Raw genomic sequence first — 22867 nt, 5'->3', positions numbered from 1 at the left:
GCGGAGCCGCCCGCGGGCGGGACGCGGGGCGCGCGCAGACGGCACGTGGGGTGCGGGCAGACGGGAGGCGGGGCGGGCGCGGGTGCGCGCAGACGGGAGGCGGGGCGCGCGCGGGTGCGCGACCCGCAGGCTCTAGGCTGCGCTCATGTCTTCGGTACTTTCGGTAGGGCTGACCGGCGGGATCGGCGCCGGCAAGAGCGAGGTGTCACGGCTGCTCGTCTCGTACGGGGCTGTGCTGATCGACTCCGACCGGATCGCCCGCGAGGTCGTCGAGCCGGGCACAGAGGGTCTCGCCGCGCTCGTCGCCGCCTTCGGCCCCGAGATCCTCGCCCCCGACGGCAGCCTCGACAGGCCGCGTCTCGGCGCGCTCGTCTTCGCCGACGAGGAACGCCTGCGCACGCTCAACGGCATCGTCCACCCCCTCGTACGGGAGCGCTCAGCGGCGCTTCAGGCGGCGGCACCCGCCGGTGCCGTCGTCGTCAACGACGTCCCGCTCCTCGTCGAGAACGGCCTCCAGTCCCTCTACGACCTCGTTCTTGTCGTCGACGCGCGCCCCGAGACACAGCTGGGGCGCCTGACCGGGGACCGCGGCATGAGCGAGGCCGACGCCCGCGCCCGCATGGCAGCGCAGGCCACGCGCGCACAGCGCCTCGCCGTCGCCGATGTCGTGATCCCCAATGACGGCACGCGCGAGGAACTGGCCGCGCGGGTGCGCGAGGTGTGGCAGTCGCTGGCACGGCGGGCACGGGGGGAGTCGTCCGCGCGGGGCGCGGTGGGGGACTGAGCGCCCGCCGCGCGGGGGAGGAATACGCGCGGGCGCCCGCGTGTTGCGCCCGTGCCGGGAGAGGAGGCCCCGCTGTGCCCGCGAACAGCCCCGAGGACCACGTCATCGACTACCGCGCCGCCGAGCATCTGCTCGCGGCCAAGGACCCGCGCGGAGCGATCAAGCTGCTCGACAACGTGATCGCCGCGCACCCCGAGAACACCGCCGCCCGCCTGCTGCGCGCCCGCGCCTTCTTCGCGGGGGCCCAACTGCGCGGCGCCGAGCTGGAATTCAGCCTCGTGCTGGAGCGCGAGCCGGACAATGCCTTCGCGCACTTCGCGCTCGCCCGCACTTTCGAGCGCGCCAACCGCCCCGAGGCGGCCCAGCGCCATTTCCGCCTCGCGGCGGCCCTGGACCCGCGGCCCGACTACCTGCGCGCGGCGAAGTTCGGCGGCGCGGGCGGGGCCGGGCAGGACTGAGAACCGTGCGCGGGGGCGGGGGCGGGGCTCGACGGCTCCTGCGGGGGTGTGTTGGGCGGACTGGGGGCGTGCCGCGGGGGTGTTGGGGCCGGTGGCTCCCGTGAGGCCGGTGGGGTGGGAGGTTCCCCCGGGGCTGCTGGGGCCGGGGGTTCTCGTGGGGCTGGTGGGGTCGGTCTGGACGGTCGGGTCCGTGGGGGCAGTCCGGGCGGCCGGGTCGGTGGGGGCGGCTCAGCGCCACGGCGACGGAGGCTGCCGGTCCTTGCGCAGCCGTACGGAGACGACGACGAGGTCGATCGTCACGAGCAGCCACAACACCGCGCTCACCACCGCCCACCCCGGGTGACCGGTGAGGACGAAGACAACCGTCGCGACGATCGTCACCACCTCGCCCCACACACTGAGCGCGAGCCGCAGCCCCAGCGGACTGCGCGCCGTGAGCGGCTCCGTGCCACTGCGCCCGGGTCGCTCGGTGTTCGCCCTGGTCAGATGGCCACCGGCGGCCGCGGACGTCCGGTGGTGGTGCGCATGGTGCGTTCCAGCAGGCATGACTTTCACCGCTCCCTCATCGGGGCTCTCCTTCCGGTGTACCTCGATCGGCTGAGGAAGGGAAACGGGGGAACCGGGGCGGCGGCCGAGCCGTTGCCCGGACAGGAGCGCCGCGGGACGAGGCGGGCGCCGAGGGAGGGAGCGGGCACATGGCGGGTGAGGGGACGACGACCGAGTACCGCCCGGGGTACGGGGCGAGCGGCCCGGGCGCGCTGACACCGGACGGCTGCGCGGTCGAGCTGTACACGCGGCTGCCGGTGAGGGACGAGCCGGACGTCATCGCCTCGGTCGCCCCGCCGGGGGCGCGTCTCCTGGAGCTGGGCTGCGGCGCCGGGCGGGTCACGCACCCGCTGCTGGAGCGCGGCTTCGACGTGACGGCGGTGGACGAGTCGGCGGCGATGCTCGACCGGGTGCGCGGGGCCCGCACGGTGTGCTCCCCGATCGAGCGGCTCGACCTCGGGGAGACCTTCCCCGTGGTCCTGCTCGCCTCCTTCCTCATCCACGCCGGGGACCCCGAGGTGCGGCGCGGCCTGCTGCGCGCGTGCCGCCGCCACCTCGCGCGGGGCGGCAGCCTGCTGCTCCAGCGCGAACCGGCCGACGCCCACGACCACCTCCCGCGCGAGCGGCACGACGAGGGCTTCACGACCAGGATCGTCTCCTCGGTGCCGTACACGAAGGGGCCGTACGCGGAAGGGGTCCGCCAGGTGCGCGCCGAGTACGAGTTCCCGGACGCGACATGGACGCAGACCTTCCTCTCGCGCCCCCTGGACGACGAGGCCTTCGCTGCGGTGCTCGCGGAGGAGGGGCTGCGTCCGGTGGAGCGGCTGAGCGAGGACGGGGTGTGGTGGCGGGCCGCGGCGGCCTGAGGCCCGGGCGAGGCGGGGACGCCGGATACGTGGGCTCCACCCGGGGCGGCGGGCAGGAGGCACGGATTCAGGAGGCGCGGACTCAGGAGGAGGTGGGGAATCCGGGGTGGGGGACTTCGGAGGCGCGGACTCAGGCGTTGGGGACGGTGTCCTCGGAGGCTGGGCCCGCCGTGCGGTAGGCGGCGATCTGCGTGTTCACCTGCCGCGGGGGGGCGAGGTCCTGGCCCTTGACGTGCGGGTCGCGGTCGATCCGCACGTCGCAGGCGCGCGGTGTCGTCGAGGTCCGGCCCTTGTCCGGCCCTCCGGGGCGATGAGCCCCCTGGCCGAAGGCGATCGACATGGGCGTCTCGGGCAGGCACATGGCGTCGTCGGCGCCGAACTCGGTGCCGGCGACGTCGTACGTGATCCGCTGGTCGTCGATCGTGAGGGCGGGTCGTGCCGGACGGTGCGGGACCGGCACTGGCGGGACGCGGTGTCCTGTCCTGGCTGACGGCCTCCCAGCGGTGCGGCCGGTAGGCCCCGCCCGCTCGCTCGCTCAGTCCCGCGCCCGTCCCGCCTCCCACTCGTACGACGGCAGCTGCGGCGCCCCGAGCGCCGCCGCCCCGCGCAACCGCTCCATCTCGCGCCGGTCGCGCTTGGTGGGCCGGCCCGCTCCCCGGTCCCTGACACCGGCGGGCGCGACGGCCTCGCGAGGCGGCGGGGGCGGGCTGTGGTCCTCGTAGCACGTGACCGCGACGGGCGCGCCGACGCGCTTGCGGAGCAGGCCACGTACGACGAGGACCCGGTCGCGCCCCTCGTGCCGCAACCGCACCTCGTCACCGACCCGGACCGCTGCCGCCGCCTTGGCCGGGGCGTTGTTGATCCGTACGTGCCCGGCCCGGCAGGACGCGGTCGCCGCCGACCGTGTCTTCACCATCCGCACCGCCCACAGCCACACATCGACCCGCACACTCCCGGTCTCCGTCCCCACCTCGCTCGCCATGCCCCCGAGCCTAAACGGCACCACCGACGACCGGCCCTGCTCGGCGGGTCAGTACGCCAGGAGCGGACTACTCCGGACGCTCGCCACGCTTTCGGGTGAGAGAGATGACGACTTCGGCGAAGTTATCCACAGATTTCGGCGGGTGGGGGCGAGGGGGGTTCGCGCCCTGGAAGAATTGATGCAGGGGCGCCCCCCTGGGAGGGCGGGGGTCTGTCCCGAGCCCCCCGCGCCCCACAGCAACCTTCCCACCCCAAGTCCCTCCCCCCACCCGCCCAACACGGCCTCCCCGCCTCCCCACCCGCCCATCCCTCGCTCCCCCCGCCCCGCCCCCTCACCCCACGCTCACTCCCGCCGCCTCCCGCAGCACCCCCCTCAGCATCTCCGGTGTCAGTCGGCCCGTGAACGTGTTGCGCTGGCTCACGTGGTAGCAGCCGAAGACGTCGAGCGGCTTGCCCCCGTCCCGTGCCGCCAGCCGGACACGGGCGCCGTGGCCGAAGGCCGGGCGCGGGCGCGGCACCGTCCAGGCCGCCGCCGTGAAAGCGGGCAGCGCCGCCTGCCAGCCGAAAGCCCCGAGGACAACTACCGCGCGCAGTGTGGGCCGCAGCAGAGCCAGCTCTTCCACCAGCCAGTGCCGGCACGTGTCGCGCTCCAGCGGCGTCGGCTTGTTCGCCGGGGGAGCGCAGTGCACCGGGGAGGTGAGCCGGGTCCCGTACAGCCGCAGGCCGTCGTCGGCCGTGTGCGCTCGCGGCGCGCTCGCGAGGCCGACGTCGTACAGGGCGCGGAAGAGTACGTCGCCCGCGCGGTCGCCCGTGAACATCCGCCCTGTACGGTTTCCGCCGTGCGCCGCCGGGGCGAGCCCGAGCACGAGCAGCCGCGCGTCCCCCGGCCCGAAACCGGGTACGGGCCGGGCCCAGTACTCCTCGTCCGCGAACGCCGCCCGCTTCACCCGGCCCACCTCCTCCCGCCAGGCCACGAGGCGCGGACAGGCACGGCACCGCGTGATCTCCGCGTCGAGCGTGTGCAGGTCCCCGCCCGCACCGTCGTGGACCCCGTCACCCAGAACCATGACCCCACCGTAGAACCCACCGCCCGGCCCCCCACGGAACGCGCCCCACCGCCAACCCCACCGCCAACCCCACCGCCCCGCCGCGCGAGCCGGCCCCGCCGCGCGAGCCCGCTCTGCCCCGCCGACCCGCGCCCGCCCACCCCGTCCCCCGGCCCCGTCCGGCCCACCACCGCACGCGCCCCGCCATCGCGCTGCCTAGCGTGAGGATCGTGAACGCCTACGAAGCGGCCGGTGGCCGGCCCCGCGCGGCGGGGGCCTCGCGCGCGGGGAGCCGCGGCACGAGCCGTACCGCCGTGCCCGGCGCGGCGTACCGCAACCTCGTCATGGCCACCGTCGGCTTCGGGCTGACCTTCTGGGCGTGGAACCTCATCTCCCCGCTCGGCGACCACTACAAGGGCCGGCTCGGCCTCTCCTCGTTCCAGCAGTCGCTGCTCGTCGCGATCCCCGTCATCGTCGGCTCGGTCGGCCGCGTCCCCGCGGGCGCGCTCACCGACCGCTACGGGGCGCGGATCATGTTCCCGCTCGTCTCGGCGCTCAGCATCATCCCGACGCTGCTGCTCGTCCCTGCCGGTGGCAACTACGGGGTGCTGCTCGTCGTCGCCTTCTTCCTCGGCCTCGCGGGCACGACCTTCGCGATCGGCGTGCCGCTCGTCAACTCCTGGTTCCCGCCCGAACGGCGCGGCTTCGCCGTGGGCATCTTCGGCATGGGCATGGGTGGCGTCGCCCTCTCCGGCTACTTCACGCCACGTATCGCCAAGCACGGCCAGGACCTGCCGTTCTACGTCGTCGCGCTCGGCCTCGCCGTCTACAGCGTGCTCGCGCTTCTCCTCATCGAGGACCACCCCGACCGCGTCGTCCCCGATCAGCCCCTCACCCGCCGCCTCGGCCGCGCCGGACGCCTGCGCGTCACGTGGGAACTCTCCGCGCTGTACGCGATCGGCTTCGGCGGCATCGTCGCCTTCGGCGTCTACCTGCCCACGTACCTCAAGAACTGGTACGGGCTCTCGGCGACCGACGCGGGCACGAAAGCGGCGGGCTTCGCCCTCGTCACCGTCCTGTTCCGGCCACTCGGCGGCCGCCTCGGCGACAAGATCCACCCCGCGATCGTCTCCGCGTGGGCCCTCGGGATCGTCGCGCTCGGCGCCATCGTGCAGGCCTTCGACCCCGGCCTCTACCCGGCGGGAACGATCTGTCTGCTCGTGATGGCCGCCGGGCTCGGCACCGCGAGCGGCAGCGTCTTCGCCCTCGTCTCACAGGTCACGCCGCAGGCCCAGGTCGGCAGTGTCACCGGCATCGTCGGCGCGATGGGCGGCCTCGGTGGCTTCGTACCACCACTGGTCATGGGCTCGATCTACAGCGCGAAGCACGCGTACTCGATCGGTTTCATGCTCCTGTCGGACCTCGCGCTCGCGGGCTGCGTCTACGCGTACGGGCGGATGCGCGAGGCCCGGCCCGACGGATAGCCGGCCCGTTGAAACGGCCCACGGCCCCGTACGCGCGAGGCGTACGGGGCCGTGGTGCACCACAGGCGTCAACCCGTCGTGTGCGGTGCGGGCGTCAGCCCGTCACACAGGCGTCAGGCCTTGAGCGAGGCCAGCGCCTCGTTGAACGCGGCCGACGGGCGCATGACCGCCGAGGCCTTCGCGGTGTCGGGACGGTAGTAGCCGCCGATCTCCGCGGGGGAGCCCTGGACGGCGATCAGCTCGCCGACGATCTTCTCCTCGTCGGCAGCGAGCTTCTCGGCCAGCGGCCCGAAAGCGGCCGCCAGCTCCGCGTCCTCGGTCTGCGCGGCCAACTCCTGCGCCCAGTACAGGGCCAGGTAGAAGTGGCTGCCGCGGTTGTCGATGCCGCCGAGCTTGCGGCTGGGGGACTTGTCCTCGTTGAGGAAGGTCCCGGTGGCGCGGTCCAGGGTGTCCGCGAGGATCTGGGCGCGCGCGTTGCCGGTCTTCTGCGCGAGGTGCTCGAAGCTCACCGCGAGCGCGAGGAACTCACCGAGCGAGTCCCAGCGCAGGTAGTTCTCCTTGACGAGCTGCTGCACGTGCTTCGGCGCCGAGCCGCCCGCACCGGTCTCGAAGAGGCCACCGCCGTTCATGAGCGGGACCACCGAGAGCATCTTGGCGCTGGTGCCCAGCTCCAGGATCGGGAAGAGGTCGGTGAGGTAGTCGCGCAGCACGTTGCCGGTCACCGAGATGGTGTCCTCGCCGCGGCGGATGCGCTCCAGGGAGTACGCGATGGCGTCCTCGGGCGACTTGATCTCGATGGTCAGGCCCTCGGTGTCGTGCTCCGGGAGGTACTGCTTGACCTTCGCGATGAGCTGCGCGTCGTGGGCGCGGGTCTCGTCGAGCCAGAAGATGGCCGGGGTCCCGGTGGCACGGGCGCGCGAGACGGCGAGCTTGACCCAGTCGCGGATCGGCGCGTCCTTCGCCTGGCACATACGGAAGATGTCGCCCGCGCCGACGGCCTGCTCCAGGACGGTCTCGCCGGCCTTGTTGAGCACGCGGACCGTGCCGGTGACCGGGATCTCGAACGTCTTGTCGTGACTGCCGTACTCCTCGGCCTTCTGGGCCATGAGGCCGACGTTCGGCACCGAGCCCATCGTGGCCGGGTCGTAGGCGCCGTGCGCGCGGCAGTCGTCGATCACGACCTGGTAGATACCGGAGTAGCTGCTGTCCGGAATGACCGCGAGGGTGTCCGCCTCCTTGCCGTCCTTGTCCCACATGTGACCGGAGGTGCGGATCATGGCGGGCATCGAGGCGTCCACGATGACGTCCGAGGGGACGTGCAGGTTCGTGATGCCCTTGTCCGAGTCGACCATCGCGAGCGCGGGGCCCTCGGCCAGCTCGGCCTCGAAGGACTCCTTGATCTTCTGGCCGTCGGCCAGCGCGTCGAGGCCCTTGAGGATGCCGCCGAGCCCGTCGTTCGGGGTCAGGCCGGCGGCCGCGAGCTGGTCACCGTACGCGGCGAACGTCTTGGGGAAGAAAGCACGCACGACGTGACCGAAGATGATCGGGTCCGAGACCTTCATCATCGTCGCCTTGAGGTGCACGGAGAAGAGCACGCCCTCGGCCTTGGCCCGCGCGACCTGCGCCGTCAGGAACTCGCGCAGCGCGGCCACGCGCAGCACGGCGGCGTCCACGACCTCACCGGCGAGTACGGGTACGGACTCGCGCAGCACCGTCGTCGAGCCGTCGTCGCCGCTCAGCTCGATGCGCAGGCTGTCGTCCGCCGGGATGACGGTGGACTTCTCGGTCGAGCGGAAGTCGTCGTGCGTCATCGTCGCGACGTTCGTCTTGGACTCGGGGGTCCAAGCGCCCATGCGGTGCGGGTGGGCCTTCGCGTAGTTCTTCACCGACGCGGGGGCGCGGCGGTCGGAGTTGCCCTCGCGCAGGACCGGGTTGACGGCCGAGCCCTTGATCTTGTCGTAGCGGGCGCGGACGTCCTTGTCCTGGTCCGTCTGCGGGTCGTCCGGGTAGTCCGGCAGCGCGTAGCCCTGCGCCTGGAGCTCGGCGATCGCGGCCTTGAGCTGCGGGATCGACGCCGAGATGTTCGGCAGCTTGATGATGTTCGCCTCGGGCGTCTGCGCGAGGCGTCCCAGCTCGGCGAGGGCGTCCTCCATGCGCTGGCCCTCCTCCAGCCACTCCGGGAAGCTCGCGATGATGCGGCCGGACAGCGAGATGTCGCGGCTCTCCACGCCGACCCCGGCGGTGGAGGCGTACGCCTCGATGACCGGCAGGAACGAGTACGTCGCCAGCGCGGGCGCCTCGTCGGTGTGCGTGTAGATGATGGTCGAGTCAGTCACCGGGTGCTCCGCTCCGTCTCCACTGTCTGCGTCTTGCTGGTACTGCGGGTGTTGCTCGTCTTGCGGGTCTTGCCTGTCTTGCTTCGCGTCTTTTCAATATTGCTCGATATCAAGATATCCCGAGAGGGCGGCTCTCCCGAAAGGGCCCTTCGTCCTGCGGACGGCGGCATCCCCACCCGCGTCACCCCTCGGGTACGCGGCGTGAGGGCCCGGTACGCGGGGGCCGCGCCACCGGTACGTGCTACCCGCGCCGCCGGCTACGTGCCCGGGCGTGCCACCGGCTACGTACCCGGGCGTGCCACCGGCACGTACCGCCACACCCCATCCCGCGCACGGCCCCGCGCTCGCGTAATCCCCTCGCCCCCGGCCGCACCCCTCTCGTACGCTGCCGGGATGCCCACCCCTGTACCGCTGCACGCGGACTCCGCCCCGCACGCCCACGGCCACCTCCCCACCGACGACGGGCACGAGCTGTACTGGGAGACCTGCGGCAATCCGGAGGGCCTGCCCGCCCTCGTCCTGCACGGCGGTCCGGGCTCGGGGTGCTCGCCTTCCTTCCGACGCTACTTCGACCCGGCCCGGTACCGGATCGTGCTGCTCGACCAGCGCGGCGCGGGCCGCAGCCGCCCGCACGCCTCCGATCCCGCTCACGACCTCACCACCAACACCACTCCGCACCTCATCGCCGACCTGGAGGCGCTCCGCGCGCACCTGGGCATCGACCGCTGGCTCGTCTGGGGCGTCTCCTTCGGCTCGGTCCTCGGCCTCCGGTACGCGCAACTGCACCCCGACCGCGTCCGCGCCCTCGTCCTCACCGGTGTGGCGACCGGCAGCCGCGCCGAGGTCGAGGTGCTGACCCGGGGCCTGGGCCGCTACTTCCCCGAAGCCTTCGCGCGTTTCCGCGCCGGAGTGCCCGAGGCCGCACGGGACGGCGACCTCGCGACCGCCTACCGCGAACTGCTCGCCTCGCCCGACCCGGCCGTCCGCGCCCTCGCCGCGCGCGACTGGACCGACTGGGAGACCGCGATCATCCCCGCCCCGCCACGTTCCTCCCCTCGCTACGAGGACCCCCGCTTCCGCCTCGGCTTCGCGCGCACCGTCACGCACTACTTCAGTCAGGACCACTTCCTCGGCGGCGACGAAGTGATCCTGCGCGAGGCCCACCGTCTGCACGGCATCCCCGGCACCCTCGTGCAGGGACTGCTGGACCCCGGCAACCTCACCGGCGCCGTCCACCGCCTCGCCGCCGCCTGGCCCGAGGCGAGCCTGCACGTCGTCAACGACGGCGTCCACGGCGCGAACGCCGAGATGGCCGGACACCTCGTCGCCGCGACCGACCGCTACGCGGACGAGGCCGGGGCCTGAGACACGCGCCGCCACGCCTCAGCCGAGGGCCGCCGGCAGCACCGCGTGCTCCGTGTAGACACCGAACGACCGGAAACCGAGCCGCCGGTACAAGCGCTCCCCCTCCTCGCTCGCCTGAAGCACCGCCGTCCCGAAACCCGCGGCACGCGCCGCCCCCAAGGCCGCGAGCGTCACCGCCGTCCCGTACCCCCGCCGCCGGAACCCCTCCCGCGTCGACACGTTGTACAACCCCGCGACCCCCTCCGACAGGAACACCTCCGCGCTCGCCACGACCTCCCCCGCCACCTCGCCCACGAAGAGCAGCGCCGGACAACCCGGGCGCGACAACGTCTCCACCGACTCCGCGTAGAAACGCCGCACCGTCGCCGCGGGTGGCTCCCAGTTCGCCGCGAGGACCGCGGCGAAACCGGCGAGGTCCTCGGGCGTCCGGACCCGCCGCACCACGAGCCCCCTCCGAGCCCCTGCTCGTGGCAGGGCGCGCCGCAGGCTGCGTGACATCCCCGCCTCACGCGCGGCCACGGGCGCACCAGCGGCGGCGAGCAGCGCCGACAACCCCTCGGGACGCGAGCCGGGCCCCACCCACCACGTGAACCGCCGCCCCGTCGTCCGCAACGCGGCGAGCGTCGCAAGGACCCGCGCCGACGAAGCCCGCCCCGGGAACCGCGCCCCCGCCACGACATTGAACGTGTCGTCGTCGAGCCCGCTGTCCGCGACGTGCACCTCCCCGCCCGGCGGCACGCTTACCGCCCGACCCGGGTGGCCGTGGTGCAGATGGCAGGCGTGCGCCACGAAGTTCCGCTCGGCCCGCCCCACCAGATCCCTCACGCGCAGACCTCCTCCGGCGCCCGCGGTACGGGCAGCAGCCCGGCCAGAGCGTCGGCGGGCACCTCGTAGGGCCGCTCGACGGGCAACAGCGCCCGCGCGGCGTCGAGTTCCCCCTCGCGCACGAGCCCGTGCACCTCCTGGGCGAGCGGTGTCACGTCCCGGATTCCGACGATCCACTCGTCCGCGTACCGGCGGCTCGCCTCTCCCGCGAGCCCCAGTTGCAGCGAGCGGTGCGCCAGCGGCCGCGAGTGGAAGTCCCGTTCCGGGTCCCACTGCACCCGCGCCGGCGCCTGGCGCACCGCCCACTGCCACGCCGCCCTGTCCTCGTGCACGCCCCGCACGTAGTGCGAAAGCGCCGCGTGCCGCAGGGCCCACAGAAATCCCTCCCGCGTGATCTCCACGGCGAGCACCGTCTCCTGCCCCTCCTTCGTCCCCCACCCGCAGCGGTACATCATCCACAGGAACGACGGCTTGACCCACGTCATCCGTCCCCGCCCCCACTCCGCAGGAAACCGCCCGTCGCGCGCCGCGGGACCACCGAGCGAGGGCCGGTACGCCTGGTAGACGGTGAGCGTCTCCTCCGTGTGCCGCGCCCGTATCTCGTACGGGGGGACAGCCCCCACAGCGCGGGGGACAGCCCGCCCGGCGCGCTCCCCGGGATGTTCGTAGCTCTCCATGCGCCGAGCCTGACGCCCGCGGACCAGCGCGGCAAGGCATTTCCGGCCGTGCGGTGTCCCCGGCCACACCGCCGTAACCCGCCCGTTTCCTCCCCACCTCACCCCTCCCGTACCCTTGGAGAAACAGCCACGGCCACCGCCGTCCGCAGGCAGCCGCGCGTTCGTACCGCGCGACGTACCCAAGACCTGCCGACGGGAGTGAGCTTGTCCGCACGCGGATTCCGCCCTCACCACCTTCTCCGTTTCCGCCACCGGCCCCTGCCCGCCTGGCTCGCCCACGCCCTGCACCTCCCGCGCGTCCCGGTGCCGCGTGGCGCCATGCTGCGCGGCCTGCTCGGCGCACTCCCGCTCGTTCTGGCCGTCGTCGCGGGCCAGCCGGGGCTCGCTGTCATGGCCGCGCTCGGCAGCCTGTTCGCCGCCATCAACGACCGGCCCGGCAGCCGCCGTATCGCGGGACTGCGCCTCGGTGCCCCCGCCCTCGCGGGCACCTGTGGTCTGCTGCTCGGCAGCGGCGCCACCGTGCTCCTCCCACACTCCACGCAGCCTCTCCTCCTGCCTCTCGTCCTTGCCGCGCTCGGCCTCTTCGCCGGTGCCGTGAGCGCGATCGGCCCGGTCGCCTCGGGCGTCGGCACCCAGGTGCTCGTCGCGACGGCCATCGGCGCAGGAATGCCCCTGCCCGAGCCGGGCTGGCAGCGTGCCCTCGCTTTCCTCACCGGAGCGGCCTGGCTCCTCACCCTGCGCCTCCTGCTCCCGTCCCCGGACGACGGAGCCCGCCACCCCTACCGCCTCGGCACCGAACGCGCCGCTGTCGCCTCCGTCTACACCGCGATCGCCGCTCTTCTCGACGCCACGGGTACCCCCGCCGCTCCCGCCCGCCGCTCCGCCCTCACCGCCGCACTCGACCAGGCCCAGGACGCCCTGCTCGCGCCCCGGTTCCGTCGCTTCGCGAGCAGCCCGGCCGAACGCCGCCTCCACGCCCGCCTCGATGCCGCTCTCCCCCTCGCGGAGGCCGCCACCGCCCTTTTCTGGGCCGGATGCCCGCTTCCGGCCCGTACCGTACGGGGCCTCCTCGCCCTCGCCGATGCCGCACGCCACGACACCGTGCCCGGACCCGTCCCGGCGCCCGAACGCGATGCCCCCGGCCTGCGCGCACTCGACGCGTCCCTCCTCTCCGCCCTCGCGGTCTTCGACTCCGACCCCTCTCCCGCCGCCCGCACCCCTCGCGGCGCCCGCGCCCGCCTGCGCGCCGCGATACGCCGTGCCACCGGACCGGCGGGGCGCGAGTACGGAATCCGCGTCGCGCTCAGCATGGGTGCCGCCACCGCCGTCGCGCAGACCCTCCACCCCGAGCACTGGTACTGGCTTCCCGCCACCGCCGTCTTCCTCGTCAAGCCCGACCTGGGCCCCCTCGCCTCACGCGTCCTGTGCCGGGTCGCCGGTACGGTCGCCGGAGCCGGGCTCTTCGTCGCGCTCACCGTCGCCGTGGCCCCCGTACCGCTGCCACCCGAGACGGGGCTCGTCGCCCTCGCCGCCGTCTGCGGGGCGCTCGTCCCGCTCGCCATGCGTCATTTCGCCCTCCAGACCGGTGTCGTCACTCTCCTCGTCCTCGCCCTGGTCGGTCTCGGCGGCGACACCCAGGCCACCTGGAACCGCCTCACCGACACCCTCCTCGCCTGCGGCATCGTGCTGCTCGCCGGACACCTCCCTCTCCCCGGCCGGGCGGGCACCGTCGCCCGCGGCCGACTCGCCGCCGCCTCGCAGGCCGCGACCGACTATCTCGGCCACGTGCTCAGCGGCTCGCCCGACCTGCCGGGCCGCTGGGCACTGCGTCGCGCCGCCTACCGCTCCCTCGCCCAGGCCCGCGCCGCCGTCGAGGTCTCGGCCGCCGAACTGCCCCCGCTCGCCCGCCGCAGTGCCGGAGCCGCCGAACTCACCGCCGTACTCGAAAGGCTCGTGGACACCACCACGGCCGCCGCCGTTCACGCCGACGACGCCGGCACCCTGCCCCCGCGCGACAGCGCCCGCCTCCGCGCCCTGCTCGGCGAACTCGGCGCCCACGCCCACGACCGGACCCCTGTGGCGCACTGACTACGCCAGGTCCGACCCCCGCTCAACATGCACTGTGGGTGCTGTTGCGTGCACCGTACGTCACCTTGGCGGCGGCGTGCGTTGAGTGAAAAATCTGCTCACACGGACGAGTGAGAGGTTTTGCGGATTTCTCGAAGTTATCCACAGATTGGCGGAGATGGGGGGAGTGGGTGGGTGGGGGCTGGGAGGATTGAATTGGGGTCGCCCCCCTGGGAGGGCGGGGGACTGCCCTTGTGCGGTCGTCCAGTCCAGTCCAGTCCAGTCCTCCAACCCTCGTGCGCAAGAGGGGCCCCTCCCGCGCAAGAGGCCCCTCGTGCGCGGGAGGGGCGGCAAGCAAGAAGTGGCAAGGGAAGGCCCCTCATGCAGGCCCCCCACGCCCCACCCCTCGCGACGCCATCACCCTCTCCATCGCTCCCCATCCACCCCACACCCGCGTCCACCCGTCGCCCCAGCCCCCTCACCTCCAGCATCCACCTCCTCCCTCGCCCCGTCCCTCCCGCCACCTCCACCACGTCCCAGCTGCCGCCCCTCGCCGTAGCGGTCCCGGGGCTCCGAGTGTCACACCCGCACCCGCCGCGCCAGGGAGCGCGTCGACCGGCTCACGCTCAGCTACTCCCTTACTCCCTGCGCATCGGTGAGCAGCCCTTCCATGCGTATTCGGCATATGCCTGTGGCCTCGACCGTCCCGGTAGTGCGAGCGCCCTCCCCGATCTCACCGCGCTCGGCCGCCGCGACCATCCCGCCCGGCTCACCTCCTGACCTGCCGCATCCCGCTCACCACCGCCCGGCCGGATGCGCCGCCGGTCGCGCCCCCCGCGACCCTCGCGGGCGACGTATGCCGTTACGAGCCGGGGCGAACAGGTGACGGTACGGTCACGGCGCCTACGCCGCGGGCCCTCGCTGCGTCATTCTCGACGCACTGTCCGGCGCGGCGTGACGTGGCGGCGGGTGCACTCGTTACTCCATGCGAGTGAGTGGAGGGTGGGGTTCGGGTGGACGCGTGTTGCGGCGGCGTCGACGGCAGGGGAGTGCGACCCGGGTACGACAGGACGGAGTTGCGGCCGTGAGGACTGAACGAGTGGTGCTGGAACGCTTCCCCGCGGGCGGACCGCGGGGCTCTTGGCCCGCCGAGGAATTCGCCCGTCAGCGACGCTGCGAGGGCACGGCGGCCGAGGTCGTCATGGATCTCGACCAGGACGCCTTCCTCGTCATCGTCCGCGCCCGCTCGGCGCCGGAATGATCCTTTTCTCGCGCTCCGGTTGAGCCTGCCCGCGTCATGGCGCGGCCGCTCCACGCAAAGCCGGGCCTGCTCGGGCGGGAATGGGAAGGGGCGCGACAAACTTCAGGGGATACGAGCTAATGTCCCGCCAGCCGCCAGCCGCCAGCCGCCAGCCGCCAGCCGCCAGCCGCCAGCCGCCAGCCGCCAGCCGCCAGCCGCCAGCCGCCAGCCGCCAGCCGCCAGCCGCCAGCCGCCAGCCGCCAGCCGCCAGCCGCCAGCCGCCAGCCGCCAGCCGCCAGCCGCCAGCCGCCAGCCGCCAGCCAGTGCTCGGGCGGACGGCGTCATGACCGGCGTGCCGGTCAGTCCGTCAGTCCTCCGCCTGTGTCGGTCGCGACCACGGGGGGAGGGTGTCGGTGAGGCGGCACAGTGTCACGTAGAGCGGGATCGGCGGGGTGTACGGCGCCTTGCCGGCAGGCTGGTGGACAAGCTGCGGCTCCCTGCGGGCGTCCGGTACGAGCGCCCCGGCCGCGTAGTGCACGGGCGCGGGCCACTCCAGGGCCACGTCGGACCCCGAGGGCACGATCCACCACCAGCGGCCGCCGTCCGCGAAGACGCAACCCATCCGGGGCAGCCGCCCCATCACCCGCCGGGCCAGCGCCTCCGGCACGCCCACCGCGTCCACGCCCATCGACGTGGTCATCCCGCTCGGCACCGTCAAACGCACCAGTGGCGTTCGCGCCGCTCTCCGGGGGGCCCTGCCCCGGCTGAGCGAGGCGAGCGTGTCGAGGCTCAGCGAGCCTGCCGTCCACGTGTGCATTCAGCGTGCCTCTTCCCAAGACAACTCGGCCCACACGACCAAGCCGGACCCCTGTTCCGCCTCCTGTGTCCCCCAGGTCAGGCTCATGGCGGAGACCAGGAAGAGGCCGCGCCCGTGCTCGTCCTGCGGGTCCTGGCGAGGGCTCGCGGGCTGTCTGCCGCACTGCCCCTCGTCGCGCACCGCTATGCGCAGTCGCGTCCCGTCCGTCGCGTCGCTCGCTCCGCCGACACGCCTGCGCGGGTCGTGGGGCTGTCGTGGGGCCGACTCGCGCTGCTCGACCTCACGCAGCTCGCACACGATCTGCCGACTGCCCGTGTGAACAAGGGCATTGGTGACGAGTTCGGAGACGATCAGGATCGCCGCCTCGCACGTCTCCTCGGGCGCCGACCAGCCGTTGAGCTGCGCACGGGTGAGCCGCCGGGCCTGGGCGGCGGAGCCCGGGTGAGCGGCGAGTTCGAAACTCGCGCAGCGCTCACCGATCTGGGGGGTGATTAACGGAGCGGACGGAATCACGTGTGCCACTATCGCCCCGGCGTGAACACTTGGCAAGGGTCACTCTGAAAAATTCAGAGTGCAGTGTGCTGGGGTTGCGGCGCATGGCACACTGCTCGGGAACTGTTCGCCAAGGGGAGGTCGACGTGAGCGAACCGAGGTCCGCGCCGACCGTGGGCCAGGTGGTGTTGGGGCGGCGGCTCCAGGACCTGCGCGAGCACGCGGGCTTCAGTCGCGAACAGGCGGCCAAGGTTCTGCGCGTCGCCCCGGCCACGGTCCGGCGCATGGAGACGGCAGAGGTCGCGCTGCGGATTCCGTACGTCCAGCTCCTCCTTCAGTCGTACGGGGCCTCGCCGGAGGAGGTCGAAACCTTCGTCACGCTCGCCGAGGACGCCAATAAGCCAGGCTGGTGGCAGCGTTACCACGGAGTGCTCCCCGGCTGGTTCAGCATGCACGTCAGCCTGGAGGGGGCCGCGAGCCTCATCCGCAACTACGAACCGCACTTCGTGCCGGGCCTGCTCCAGACCGAGGAGTACGCACGGGCCGTCATGCGGGCCGGTTCGCTCGGGCGCAGCGAGCCGGAGGAGATAGAGCGTCATGTCGACTTGCGACTGCGACGCCAGAAGCTCCTGGTACGCGAGGACGCTCCACGACTGTGGTACGTCCTGGACGAAACGGCGGTACGCCGTCAGGCGGGGGACGCGACGGTCATGCGCCGGCAGATCGACCATCTGCTCGACGTCACCGAGCTGCCCAATGTGACCCTCCAGATCGCCGAGTTCAGTGCCGGGCCCCACCCCGGCACCTTCGGTCCCTTCGTGCTCTTCCGTTTCCCCATGCCCGAACTCCCGGACATGGTCTTCGTGGAGTACCTGACCGGTGCCGTCTATCTCGACAGCCGGCCCGAAGTCGCCACGTATCTGGAGGTCATGGACCACATGGCGGCACATGCCGCCACTGCACAACGCACAAAGGAGATCCTGAGGGATGTCCGCAAGGAGCTGTGAATGGACCGCGTCCGGATATACAACGGCATGCCCGCCGCCCAGCTCGGCAACGCGGGATGGCGCAAGCCGTGGAGCGGCGGTAACGGGGGGAACTGCGTCGAGGCGATGAAGCTCGCCGACGGCAGGATCGCGTTCCGTCAGTCCTCCGATCCAGAAGGGCCCGCACTCATCTACACCCCGGCGGAGATCACCGCCTTCATCCAGGGAGCCAAGGCCGGGCAGGCCGACTTCCTCCTCTCCTGACCTCCTCCGCACCCGGGACCGCGTCCCGGAATCCTTTCCGGGGGCGTGCCACAGCGCGCCCCCGTTTTTCGTGCCCGCTCACTGGCTTCCGCCCCGCCCCCCCCGCTTCTCCGTGCCCGCCTCCCCAGCGCCCGCCCCCCGGCCGGCCGCGTGCCCTCTCCGCCGCCTGCCCGCCTGCCTGTCCGCCGTCCGCGTGCCCTCCGCCGCAGGCCCCCACCCGTGCGTCACGTGCCCCTTGCGTCACCATGAACCCGTGCGATTCGAAGCGATCACCTGGGAACGCCTGACCGAGGACCTCACCGAGCGACTGCTCACGACCACCCCCGCCGACGGCGGCGCCCATGTCAGGGTGGCCGTCGACGGCGCCCCCGCAGCCCGCCCCGAGGACCTCGCGGAGCGGCTCGCCGAAGCGCTGCGCGCCGCCGGCCGGCCCGCGTTGCCGCTCGCCACGAGCGGCTTCCTGCGCCCCGCCTCGCTCCGCTTCGAGCACGGCCACCACGACCCCGACAGCTACCTCGCCGGCTGGTTCGACATCCCGGCACTGTGGCGCGAGGTCTTCGCCCCCCTCGACCCCGGAGGGAGCGGTCGCGTCCTGCCCGACCTGTGGGACCCGGCCACCGACCGCGCGACCCGCACCCCGTACGTCACACTGCCGCCCGGCGGCTTCCTCCTCGTCCACGGCCCCTTCCTCTTCGGCCACTGGTTCCCCTTCGACCTCGGCGTCCACCTCTCCCTCACCGAGGCGGCACTGCGCCGCCGCACCCCGGAGGAGGAGCGCTGGACCCTCCCCGCCTTCGCCCGTTACGAAGCCGAACAGGAACCCATCGACGTGGCCGACCTCGTCGTCCGCACGGACGACCCGCGCCACCCGGCCCGTCGCGTCCCTCAGGGCTGACCCCCGCAAGGGTCCGCGCCAGTCCGGGCCGGGCAGTACGCGGCCCCGCGCCGTACACCTCGCACGGCCCCCGTACCCCCCGCTCAGGTCCGCCCGCCGCCCGACGGCTCTCAGAACAAGGGCTCCGGCAGTACTCCCTCCAGCGCCAGCAGTTGCCGCTTCGTCTCCACGCCGCCCCCGAATCCCCCGATCCCGCCGTCCCGCTCGACCACCCGGTGACAGGCCACGAAGAGCGGCAGCGGATTCGCTCCCATCGCCAGCCCCACCGCCTGCGCGGCGCCCGGCTGCCCCACCCTGCGCGCCAGCTCCCCGTACCCGACCACCGCCCCGAACGGCACCTCCGCCGCCAGGACCCGCAGCACCTCGCGCTGGAAACCGGTGACGAGCGACCAGTCCAGTGGTGGTGCGGCGAGGGCGCCGTCCCCCGCGAAGTACCGGTCCAGCGCCTTGCCCGCGGCCTCCACCGTGCCCGCCCCCGTCGCCGGGTCCTCCGGAGCGCCGAGGCGGGCGGCGAGCGCCGCCCGTTCCCCGGCCGCCGTCCGCGCGTTCGCATGGAAGGCGACCCGGACGAGGCCGGTGCCCGTCGCCGCCAGGAGGAGCGGGCCGATGGGGCTCTCCACCACCGCCGAGGTCCAGCCCCGGGGCCCCTCCGGCGCGTCGTCGTGCCCCGGCACGGGCTCCGGGGCCCCCGGCTCCGCGGACGTGTCACTGTTCATGCGCACACCGTACGACCGCCCACTGACAACGCCTCCGGCACGGCGGCTGACCAGGCGATTTCCGGTCAGCCCCCGTCGGTCCCCGGTCCTCGGCGCCGGTCCTCAGCCTCCCGTCATCAGCCCGCGGTCCTCAGCCAGCCCTCAGCCTTCAGCCAGCCCTCGGCCCTTCCCTCGCCCTCGCCGCCGAGCGCGTCGCGCACGACGTCGGGGGCGTTGCTGATGATCCCGTCCACGCCCTTGTCCGCGGCCGCCACCGTGTCGTTCGGGGTGTCGACGGTCCAGGTGAAGACCTCCAGCGGCTTGTCGTGCGGGCCCTTCAGCGCGTGCGCCGCCGCGACCCAGTCCGCGCCGATCGTCGTGTGCGAGGGATTGATCTGGTCGGCGAACCGGGAGTACTCGGGCAGCTCGGCCTGCGTCGGGGTACCGAGGAAACCGGTCTTCACGTCGGGCCGCTGCTTGTGCACCTCCTTGATGCTGTTCGCGTCGAAGCTCTGCACCACCAGGCGATTGCGCACGTGCCTGCGGTCGAGCCAGCCGTTGCTCCGCAGCTCGGCCAGGGTCTGGGCCTCGATGCCCGGGTAGAGATCGGGGCTCTTCAGTTCCAGGATCAGGTTCTGGTGGGTGCGCGTGATCCGGCTCAGGTACTGCTTCAGGGTCGGGATGCGCGTACCGGCGAACGCGGGGTCGTACCAGGTCCCCGCGTCGAGCCGCGCGATCTCCGCCGCGGTGAAGTCCCGCACGTTCCACGGCGCCCGGTCGGGGAAGACCTGCTCCACGTCGGTCGTACGGGTGAGGGTCGTGTCGTGCAGGACGATCAGCTCTCCGTCCTTGGTGCGCTGGACGTCGTTCTCCACCCAGCGGAATCCGAGCCGCGCCGCCTTGTCGACGGAGGGCAGGGTGTTCTCGGGGGCGTAGGCGGGCGCACCGCGGTGTCCCACGACGGTGATTCCGGCGGGAGTGTGCGCGCTGTCGGCTGCCGAGGCGGACGCGGCGGGGAGACCGACGAGGGCTCCGCTGCCGAGGATCGCGACGGTCACTGCTGTGGCGGCTCGTGCGGACAAGAAGGCTCCTGGAGTTCGCGGGATCACTGACAGTAGGAGCGTGACCGCTGCGGGGTGCGCGCAGACAGATGCGCGATGGCCACACCCCGAACGGAGCGCGACCGGTCGGACGCACGTCGCTACCACACCCGCGCGCCGCCAGGGAAAGCGCAGGTCAGAAAGGTATGGGCGCATACGAGGGCGCGCGCGGCACACGGGGCGCGCGGTCACCGCCCGTACCGCGACACGCAGCGGCCTCCCGCGGCGCGGGGACCCCCGGTGACCGGATCGCGGCCGGAATCGGACGGCGCGCCGCGCACGCCGGGGGCGCGCGCCTCCGTCGTACGCGCCCCCGCCCGTCCGTGCCCCCGCCCGTCCGTGCCCCCGCCCGTCCGTGCCCCCGCCCGTCCGTGCCCCCGCCCGTCCGTGCCCCCGCCCGTCCGTGCTGCGGCCCGTCCGCGCTCCCGCCCGTCCGTGCCCCCGCCCGTCCGTGCTGCGGCCCGTCCGCGCTCCCGCCCGTCCGCGCTCCCGCCCGTCCGCGCTCCTGCCGGGTCAGGGACGTGCCGCCCTCCGGGCGCCGGGCCGTTTGCCAGGCCGGTTGTCAGTGGTCGGTCGTACCGTGGATGACATGCGGCCCGTAACTCAGATCGAACGCACGGTGGCGCCTTTCGAGGTCGTCAGCCCGTACTCGCCCAGCGGTGACCAGCCCACCGCCATCGCCGAGCTGGAGAAGCGCGTCAAGGGCGGCGAGAAGGACGTCGTCCTGCTCGGCGCGACCGGCACAGGCAAGTCGGCGACCACCGCGTGGATGATCGAGCGGCTCCAGCGCCCGACCCTCGTCATGGCGCCCAACAAGACCCTCGCGGCCCAGCTCGCCAACGAGTTCCGCGAGCTGCTCCCGAACAACGCGGTCGAGTACTTCGTCTCGTACTACGACTACTACCAGCCGGAGGCGTACGTCCCGCAGTCGGACACCTACATCGAGAAGGACTCCTCGATCAACGAGGAGGTCGAGCGGCTGCGTCACTCCGCGACGAATTCGCTGCTCACCCGCAGGGACGTCGTCGTGGTCGCCTCCGTCTCCTGCATCTACGGCCTCGGTACGCCGCAGGAGTACGTGGACCGCATGGTTTCCCTCAAGGTCGGTGACGAGGTGGACCGCGACGAGCTGCTGCGCCGCTTCGTCGACATCCAGTACACGCGCAACGACGTCGCCTTCACGCGCGGCACCTTCCGCGTGCGCGGCGACACGATCGAGATCTTCCCGGTCTACGAGGAGCTGGCCGTCCGCATCGAGATGTTCGGTGACGAGATCGAGGCCCTCTCGCTGCTGCACCCGCTCACCGGCGAGGTCATCAGCGACGACCGGCAGGTCTACGTCTTCCCCGCCTCGCACTACATCGCGGGTCCCGAGCGCATGGAACGGGCGATCAACGGCATCGAGACGGAGCTGGAGCAGCGGCTCGCCGAGCTGGAGAAGCAGGGCAAGCTGCTGGAGGCGCAGCGGCTGCGGATGCGCACGACGTACGACATCGAGATGCTCCGCCAGATCGGCACCTGCTCCGGCGTGGAGAACTACTCGATGCACTTCGACGACCGCGAGCCCGGCTCCCCGCCGAACACCCTGCTCGACTACTTCCCCGAGGACTTCCTCCTCGTCATCGACGAGTCCCACGTCACGGTCCCGCAGATCGGCGCGATGTACGAGGGCGACGCCTCGCGCAAGCGCACCCTCGTCGACCACGGCTTCCGGCTCCCCTCCGCGCTCGACAACCGGCCGCTGAAGTGGGAGGAGTTCCAGAAGCGCATCGGCCAGGCGGTCTACCTCTCGGCGACCCCGGGGAACTACGAGCTGTCCCGCGCGGACGGCTTCGTGGAGCAGATCATCCGACCGACCGGGCTCGTCGACCCGGAGATCGTCGTCAAGCCGACCGAGGGCCAGATCGACGACCTCGTCCACGAGATCCGGGGGCGCACCGAGAAGGACGAGCGCGTCCTCGTCACGACGCTCACCAAGAAGATGGCCGAGGACCTCACCGACTACTTCCTCGAACTCGGTATCAACGTGCGCTACCTGCACAGCGACGTCGACACGCTGCGGCGCATCGAGCTGCTGCGCGAGCTGCGGGCCGGGGAGTACGACGTCCTCGTCGGGATCAACCTGCTCCGCGAGGGCCTCGACCTGCCCGAGGTCTCCCTCGTCGCGATCCTCGACGCCGACAAGGAGGGCTTCCTGCGCTCGGGGACCTCGCTCATCCAGACCATCGGGCGTGCCGCCCGTAACGTCTCCGGGCAGGTCCACATGTACGCGGACAAGGTCACGCCCGCGATGGAGCGGGCGATCGACGAGACCAACCGCCGCCGCACCAAGCAGATCGCGTACAACACCGAGCGCGGAATCGACCCGCAGCCGCTGCGCAAGAAGATCAACGACATCGTCGCCTCGATCGCGCGCGAGGAGGTCGACACGGACTCCCTGCTCGGCACGGGCTACCGGCAGGCGAAGGAGGGCAAGGGCGCCAGGACACCCGTGCCCGCGCTCGGCGGCAAGGCCAACGGCGAGGCGGGCAAGGCGGCGAAGGGCAAGAGCAAGGCCAAGGGCGCCAAGGGCAAGGCCGCGGCCGCGCCGACCGACCAGCCGGGTGCCGCGCTCGCCCAGCAGATCGAGGAGATGACCGACCGCATGCGGGCGGCCGCCGCCGACCTCCAGTTCGAGGTGGCCGCGCGGCTGCGCGACGAGGTCTCCGAGATGAAGAAGGAGCTGCGGCAGATGAAGGAGGCAGGAGTCGCCTGAGGGGTGCGGGCCGCCGCGGCCCACCGAGACGGACGCGAGCGCTGTGCCGGGCGCGGGGCCGTCACCAGGGCGGGCACCGCGTCCACGCGGCGTCACCCGGGCGGATGGTCCGTCCCCGGCCCCTGACCGGGTCACTCGCCCGGGTCACATCGAGCGCCCGCGTGTCCCGGGACGGCCACAATCCGCCG

22 protein-coding genes are annotated in these 22867 nt (G+C 72.9%); 11 read left to right on the top strand and 11 right to left on the bottom strand.

Annotation, left to right across the window (positions count from 1 at the left end):
- Window positions 1-145 precede the first annotated feature (145 nt).
- A complete protein-coding gene (gene coaE, locus ACQYWQ_RS05940) occupies window positions 146-784 on the top strand; it encodes a dephospho-CoA kinase (RefSeq protein WP_431032836.1) in 639 nt (212 codons plus the stop codon).
- A 74-nt stretch (window positions 785-858) separates the two neighbouring features.
- Window positions 859-1242 (top strand): tetratricopeptide repeat protein, encoded by a 384-nt coding sequence (locus tag ACQYWQ_RS05935; protein ID WP_431032835.1) that lies wholly within the window; start codon window positions 859-861, stop codon window positions 1240-1242.
- Window positions 1243-1470: 228 nt separating this feature from the next.
- Here the strand turns inward: ACQYWQ_RS05935 and ACQYWQ_RS05930 are convergent, their stop codons facing one another.
- Complete coding sequence (locus ACQYWQ_RS05930) at window positions 1471-1788, bottom strand: DUF6343 family protein (RefSeq protein WP_431032834.1); 318 nt, start codon at window positions 1786-1788, stop codon at window positions 1471-1473.
- A gap of 149 nt (window positions 1789-1937) precedes the next feature.
- On the opposite strand from ACQYWQ_RS05930, the gene ACQYWQ_RS05925 reads away from it, so the two are divergent.
- Window positions 1938-2654 (top strand): class I SAM-dependent methyltransferase, encoded by a 717-nt coding sequence (locus tag ACQYWQ_RS05925; protein ID WP_431032833.1) that lies wholly within the window; start codon window positions 1938-1940, stop codon window positions 2652-2654.
- Between the two features lie 130 nt (window positions 2655-2784).
- Here the strand turns inward: ACQYWQ_RS05925 and ACQYWQ_RS05920 are convergent, their stop codons facing one another.
- From ACQYWQ_RS05920 to ACQYWQ_RS05910, 3 genes are all read right to left on the bottom strand, one after another.
- A complete protein-coding gene (locus tag ACQYWQ_RS05920) occupies window positions 2785-3114 on the bottom strand; it encodes a hypothetical protein (RefSeq protein WP_431032832.1) in 330 nt (109 codons plus the stop codon).
- Window positions 3115-3189: 75 nt separating this feature from the next.
- Window positions 3190-3636 (bottom strand): RNA-binding S4 domain-containing protein, encoded by a 447-nt coding sequence (locus ACQYWQ_RS05915; RefSeq protein ID WP_431032831.1) that lies wholly within the window; start codon window positions 3634-3636, stop codon window positions 3190-3192.
- A 331-nt stretch (window positions 3637-3967) separates the two neighbouring features.
- On the bottom strand, window positions 3968-4702 hold the full coding sequence (locus ACQYWQ_RS05910) for a uracil-DNA glycosylase (RefSeq protein WP_431032830.1): 735 nt from the start codon (window positions 4700-4702) through the stop codon (window positions 3968-3970).
- 323 nt (window positions 4703-5025) lie between these two features.
- Between ACQYWQ_RS05910 and ACQYWQ_RS05905 the strand changes: the two genes are divergently transcribed.
- Complete coding sequence (locus ACQYWQ_RS05905; RefSeq protein ID WP_431039075.1) at window positions 5026-6165, top strand: nitrate/nitrite transporter; 1140 nt, start codon at window positions 5026-5028, stop codon at window positions 6163-6165.
- A gap of 113 nt (window positions 6166-6278) precedes the next feature.
- Here the strand turns inward: ACQYWQ_RS05905 and ACQYWQ_RS05900 are convergent, their stop codons facing one another.
- On the bottom strand, window positions 6279-8501 hold the full coding sequence (locus ACQYWQ_RS05900) for an NADP-dependent isocitrate dehydrogenase (RefSeq protein WP_431032829.1): 2223 nt from the start codon (window positions 8499-8501) through the stop codon (window positions 6279-6281).
- A gap of 393 nt (window positions 8502-8894) precedes the next feature.
- On the opposite strand from ACQYWQ_RS05900, the gene pip reads away from it, so the two are divergent.
- Complete coding sequence (gene pip, locus ACQYWQ_RS05895) at window positions 8895-9866, top strand: prolyl aminopeptidase (RefSeq protein ID WP_431032828.1); 972 nt, start codon at window positions 8895-8897, stop codon at window positions 9864-9866.
- 18 nt (window positions 9867-9884) lie between these two features.
- Here pip and ACQYWQ_RS05890 read toward each other — a convergent pair whose 3' ends face one another.
- Together ACQYWQ_RS05890 and ACQYWQ_RS05885 are read right to left on the bottom strand one after the other, a co-directional pair.
- Entirely contained in the window at window positions 9885-10604 is a 720-nt protein-coding gene (locus ACQYWQ_RS05890) for a GNAT family N-acetyltransferase (protein ID WP_431039074.1), read from the bottom strand.
- An 83-nt stretch (window positions 10605-10687) separates the two neighbouring features.
- The gene (locus tag ACQYWQ_RS05885) at window positions 10688-11368 is read right to left on the bottom strand and encodes a DUF4291 domain-containing protein (protein WP_431032827.1); all 681 of its coding nucleotides are present in this window, start codon (window positions 11366-11368) and stop codon (window positions 10688-10690) included.
- Between the two features lie 318 nt (window positions 11369-11686).
- Between ACQYWQ_RS05885 and ACQYWQ_RS05880 the strand changes: the two genes are divergently transcribed.
- Entirely contained in the window at window positions 11687-13456 is a 1770-nt protein-coding gene (locus ACQYWQ_RS05880; protein ID WP_431039073.1) for an FUSC family protein, read from the top strand.
- A gap of 1063 nt (window positions 13457-14519) precedes the next feature.
- Window positions 14520-14696: a hypothetical protein gene (locus ACQYWQ_RS05875; protein WP_431032826.1), complete on the top strand. Its 177-nt coding sequence runs from the start codon at window positions 14520-14522 to the stop codon at window positions 14694-14696.
- Between the two features lie 346 nt (window positions 14697-15042).
- On the opposite strand, the gene ACQYWQ_RS05870 is transcribed toward ACQYWQ_RS05875, so the two are convergent.
- Together ACQYWQ_RS05870 and ACQYWQ_RS05865 are read right to left on the bottom strand one after the other, a co-directional pair.
- Window positions 15043-15492 (bottom strand): hypothetical protein, encoded by a 450-nt coding sequence (locus ACQYWQ_RS05870; RefSeq protein WP_431032825.1) that lies wholly within the window; start codon window positions 15490-15492, stop codon window positions 15043-15045.
- On the bottom strand, window positions 15493-16005 hold the full coding sequence (locus ACQYWQ_RS05865) for an ATP-binding protein (RefSeq protein WP_431032824.1): 513 nt from the start codon (window positions 16003-16005) through the stop codon (window positions 15493-15495). It abuts the gene before it with no gap.
- Between the two features lie 125 nt (window positions 16006-16130).
- Here ACQYWQ_RS05865 and ACQYWQ_RS05860 point away from each other — a divergent pair, with 125 nt between their 5' ends.
- From ACQYWQ_RS05860 to ACQYWQ_RS05850, 3 genes are all read left to right on the top strand, one after another.
- The gene (locus ACQYWQ_RS05860) at window positions 16131-16991 is read left to right on the top strand and encodes a helix-turn-helix domain-containing protein (RefSeq protein WP_431032823.1); all 861 of its coding nucleotides are present in this window, start codon (window positions 16131-16133) and stop codon (window positions 16989-16991) included.
- Entirely contained in the window at window positions 16992-17234 is a 243-nt protein-coding gene (locus ACQYWQ_RS05855) for a DUF397 domain-containing protein (protein ID WP_007828494.1), read from the top strand.
- A 253-nt stretch (window positions 17235-17487) separates the two neighbouring features.
- Window positions 17488-18129 carry a uridine kinase gene (locus tag ACQYWQ_RS05850; protein ID WP_431032822.1) on the top strand — a complete coding sequence of 214 codons (642 nt, stop codon included), beginning with the start codon at window positions 17488-17490 and terminating at the stop codon, window positions 18127-18129.
- 110 nt (window positions 18130-18239) lie between these two features.
- Here ACQYWQ_RS05850 and ACQYWQ_RS05845 read toward each other — a convergent pair whose 3' ends face one another.
- Both ACQYWQ_RS05845 and ACQYWQ_RS05840 read right to left on the bottom strand, forming a co-directional pair.
- Window positions 18240-18845, bottom strand: coding sequence for a methylated-DNA--[protein]-cysteine S-methyltransferase (locus tag ACQYWQ_RS05845; protein WP_431032821.1), 606 nt, complete (start codon window positions 18843-18845; stop codon window positions 18240-18242).
- A 116-nt stretch (window positions 18846-18961) separates the two neighbouring features.
- A complete protein-coding gene (locus tag ACQYWQ_RS05840) occupies window positions 18962-19882 on the bottom strand; it encodes a glycerophosphodiester phosphodiesterase (protein WP_431039072.1) in 921 nt (306 codons plus the stop codon).
- Window positions 19883-20513: 631 nt separating this feature from the next.
- Between ACQYWQ_RS05840 and uvrB the strand changes: the two genes are divergently transcribed.
- Window positions 20514-22679: an excinuclease ABC subunit UvrB gene (gene uvrB / locus ACQYWQ_RS05835; protein WP_431032820.1), complete on the top strand. Its 2166-nt coding sequence runs from the start codon at window positions 20514-20516 to the stop codon at window positions 22677-22679.
- The last annotated feature ends 188 nt before the right edge of the window (window positions 22680-22867 follow it).

Origin of the sequence: Streptomyces sp. P6-2-1 (genome assembly GCF_050613165.1) — a bacterium.
Taxonomy (GTDB): domain Bacteria; phylum Actinomycetota; class Actinomycetes; order Streptomycetales; family Streptomycetaceae; genus Streptomyces.
The sequence above is the reverse complement of the archived record's forward strand: the minus strand, read 5'-3'. Positions and strand labels throughout refer to the sequence as shown.

What these genes read in the sequence shown, in the direction of transcription:
- coaE (WP_431032836.1), top strand. Translation starts at nt 146, where the DNA reads ATGTCTTCGGTACTTTCGGTAGGGCTGACCGGCGGGATCGGCGCCGGC.
- ACQYWQ_RS05930 (WP_431032834.1), bottom strand. Translation starts at nt 1,788, where the DNA reads ATGCCTGCTGGAACGCACCATGCGCACCACCACCGGACGTCCGCGGCC.
- ACQYWQ_RS05925 (WP_431032833.1), top strand. Translation starts at nt 1,938, where the DNA reads ATGGCGGGTGAGGGGACGACGACCGAGTACCGCCCGGGGTACGGGGCG.
- ACQYWQ_RS05915 (WP_431032831.1), bottom strand. Translation starts at nt 3,636, where the DNA reads ATGGCGAGCGAGGTGGGGACGGAGACCGGGAGTGTGCGGGTCGATGTG.
- ACQYWQ_RS05910 (WP_431032830.1), bottom strand. Translation starts at nt 4,702, where the DNA reads ATGGTTCTGGGTGACGGGGTCCACGACGGTGCGGGCGGGGACCTGCAC.
- ACQYWQ_RS05905 (WP_431039075.1), top strand. Translation starts at nt 5,026, where the DNA reads ATGGCCACCGTCGGCTTCGGGCTGACCTTCTGGGCGTGGAACCTCATC.
- pip (WP_431032828.1), top strand. Translation starts at nt 8,895, where the DNA reads ATGCCCACCCCTGTACCGCTGCACGCGGACTCCGCCCCGCACGCCCAC.
- ACQYWQ_RS05885 (WP_431032827.1), bottom strand. Translation starts at nt 11,368, where the DNA reads ATGGAGAGCTACGAACATCCCGGGGAGCGCGCCGGGCGGGCTGTCCCC.
- ACQYWQ_RS05880 (WP_431039073.1), top strand. Translation starts at nt 11,687, where the DNA reads ATGCTGCGCGGCCTGCTCGGCGCACTCCCGCTCGTTCTGGCCGTCGTC.
- ACQYWQ_RS05870 (WP_431032825.1), bottom strand. Translation starts at nt 15,492, where the DNA reads ATGCACACGTGGACGGCAGGCTCGCTGAGCCTCGACACGCTCGCCTCG.
- ACQYWQ_RS05855 (WP_007828494.1), top strand. Translation starts at nt 16,992, where the DNA reads ATGGACCGCGTCCGGATATACAACGGCATGCCCGCCGCCCAGCTCGGC.
- ACQYWQ_RS05845 (WP_431032821.1), bottom strand. Translation starts at nt 18,845, where the DNA reads ATGAACAGTGACACGTCCGCGGAGCCGGGGGCCCCGGAGCCCGTGCCG.
- uvrB (WP_431032820.1), top strand. Translation starts at nt 20,514, where the DNA reads ATGCGGCCCGTAACTCAGATCGAACGCACGGTGGCGCCTTTCGAGGTC.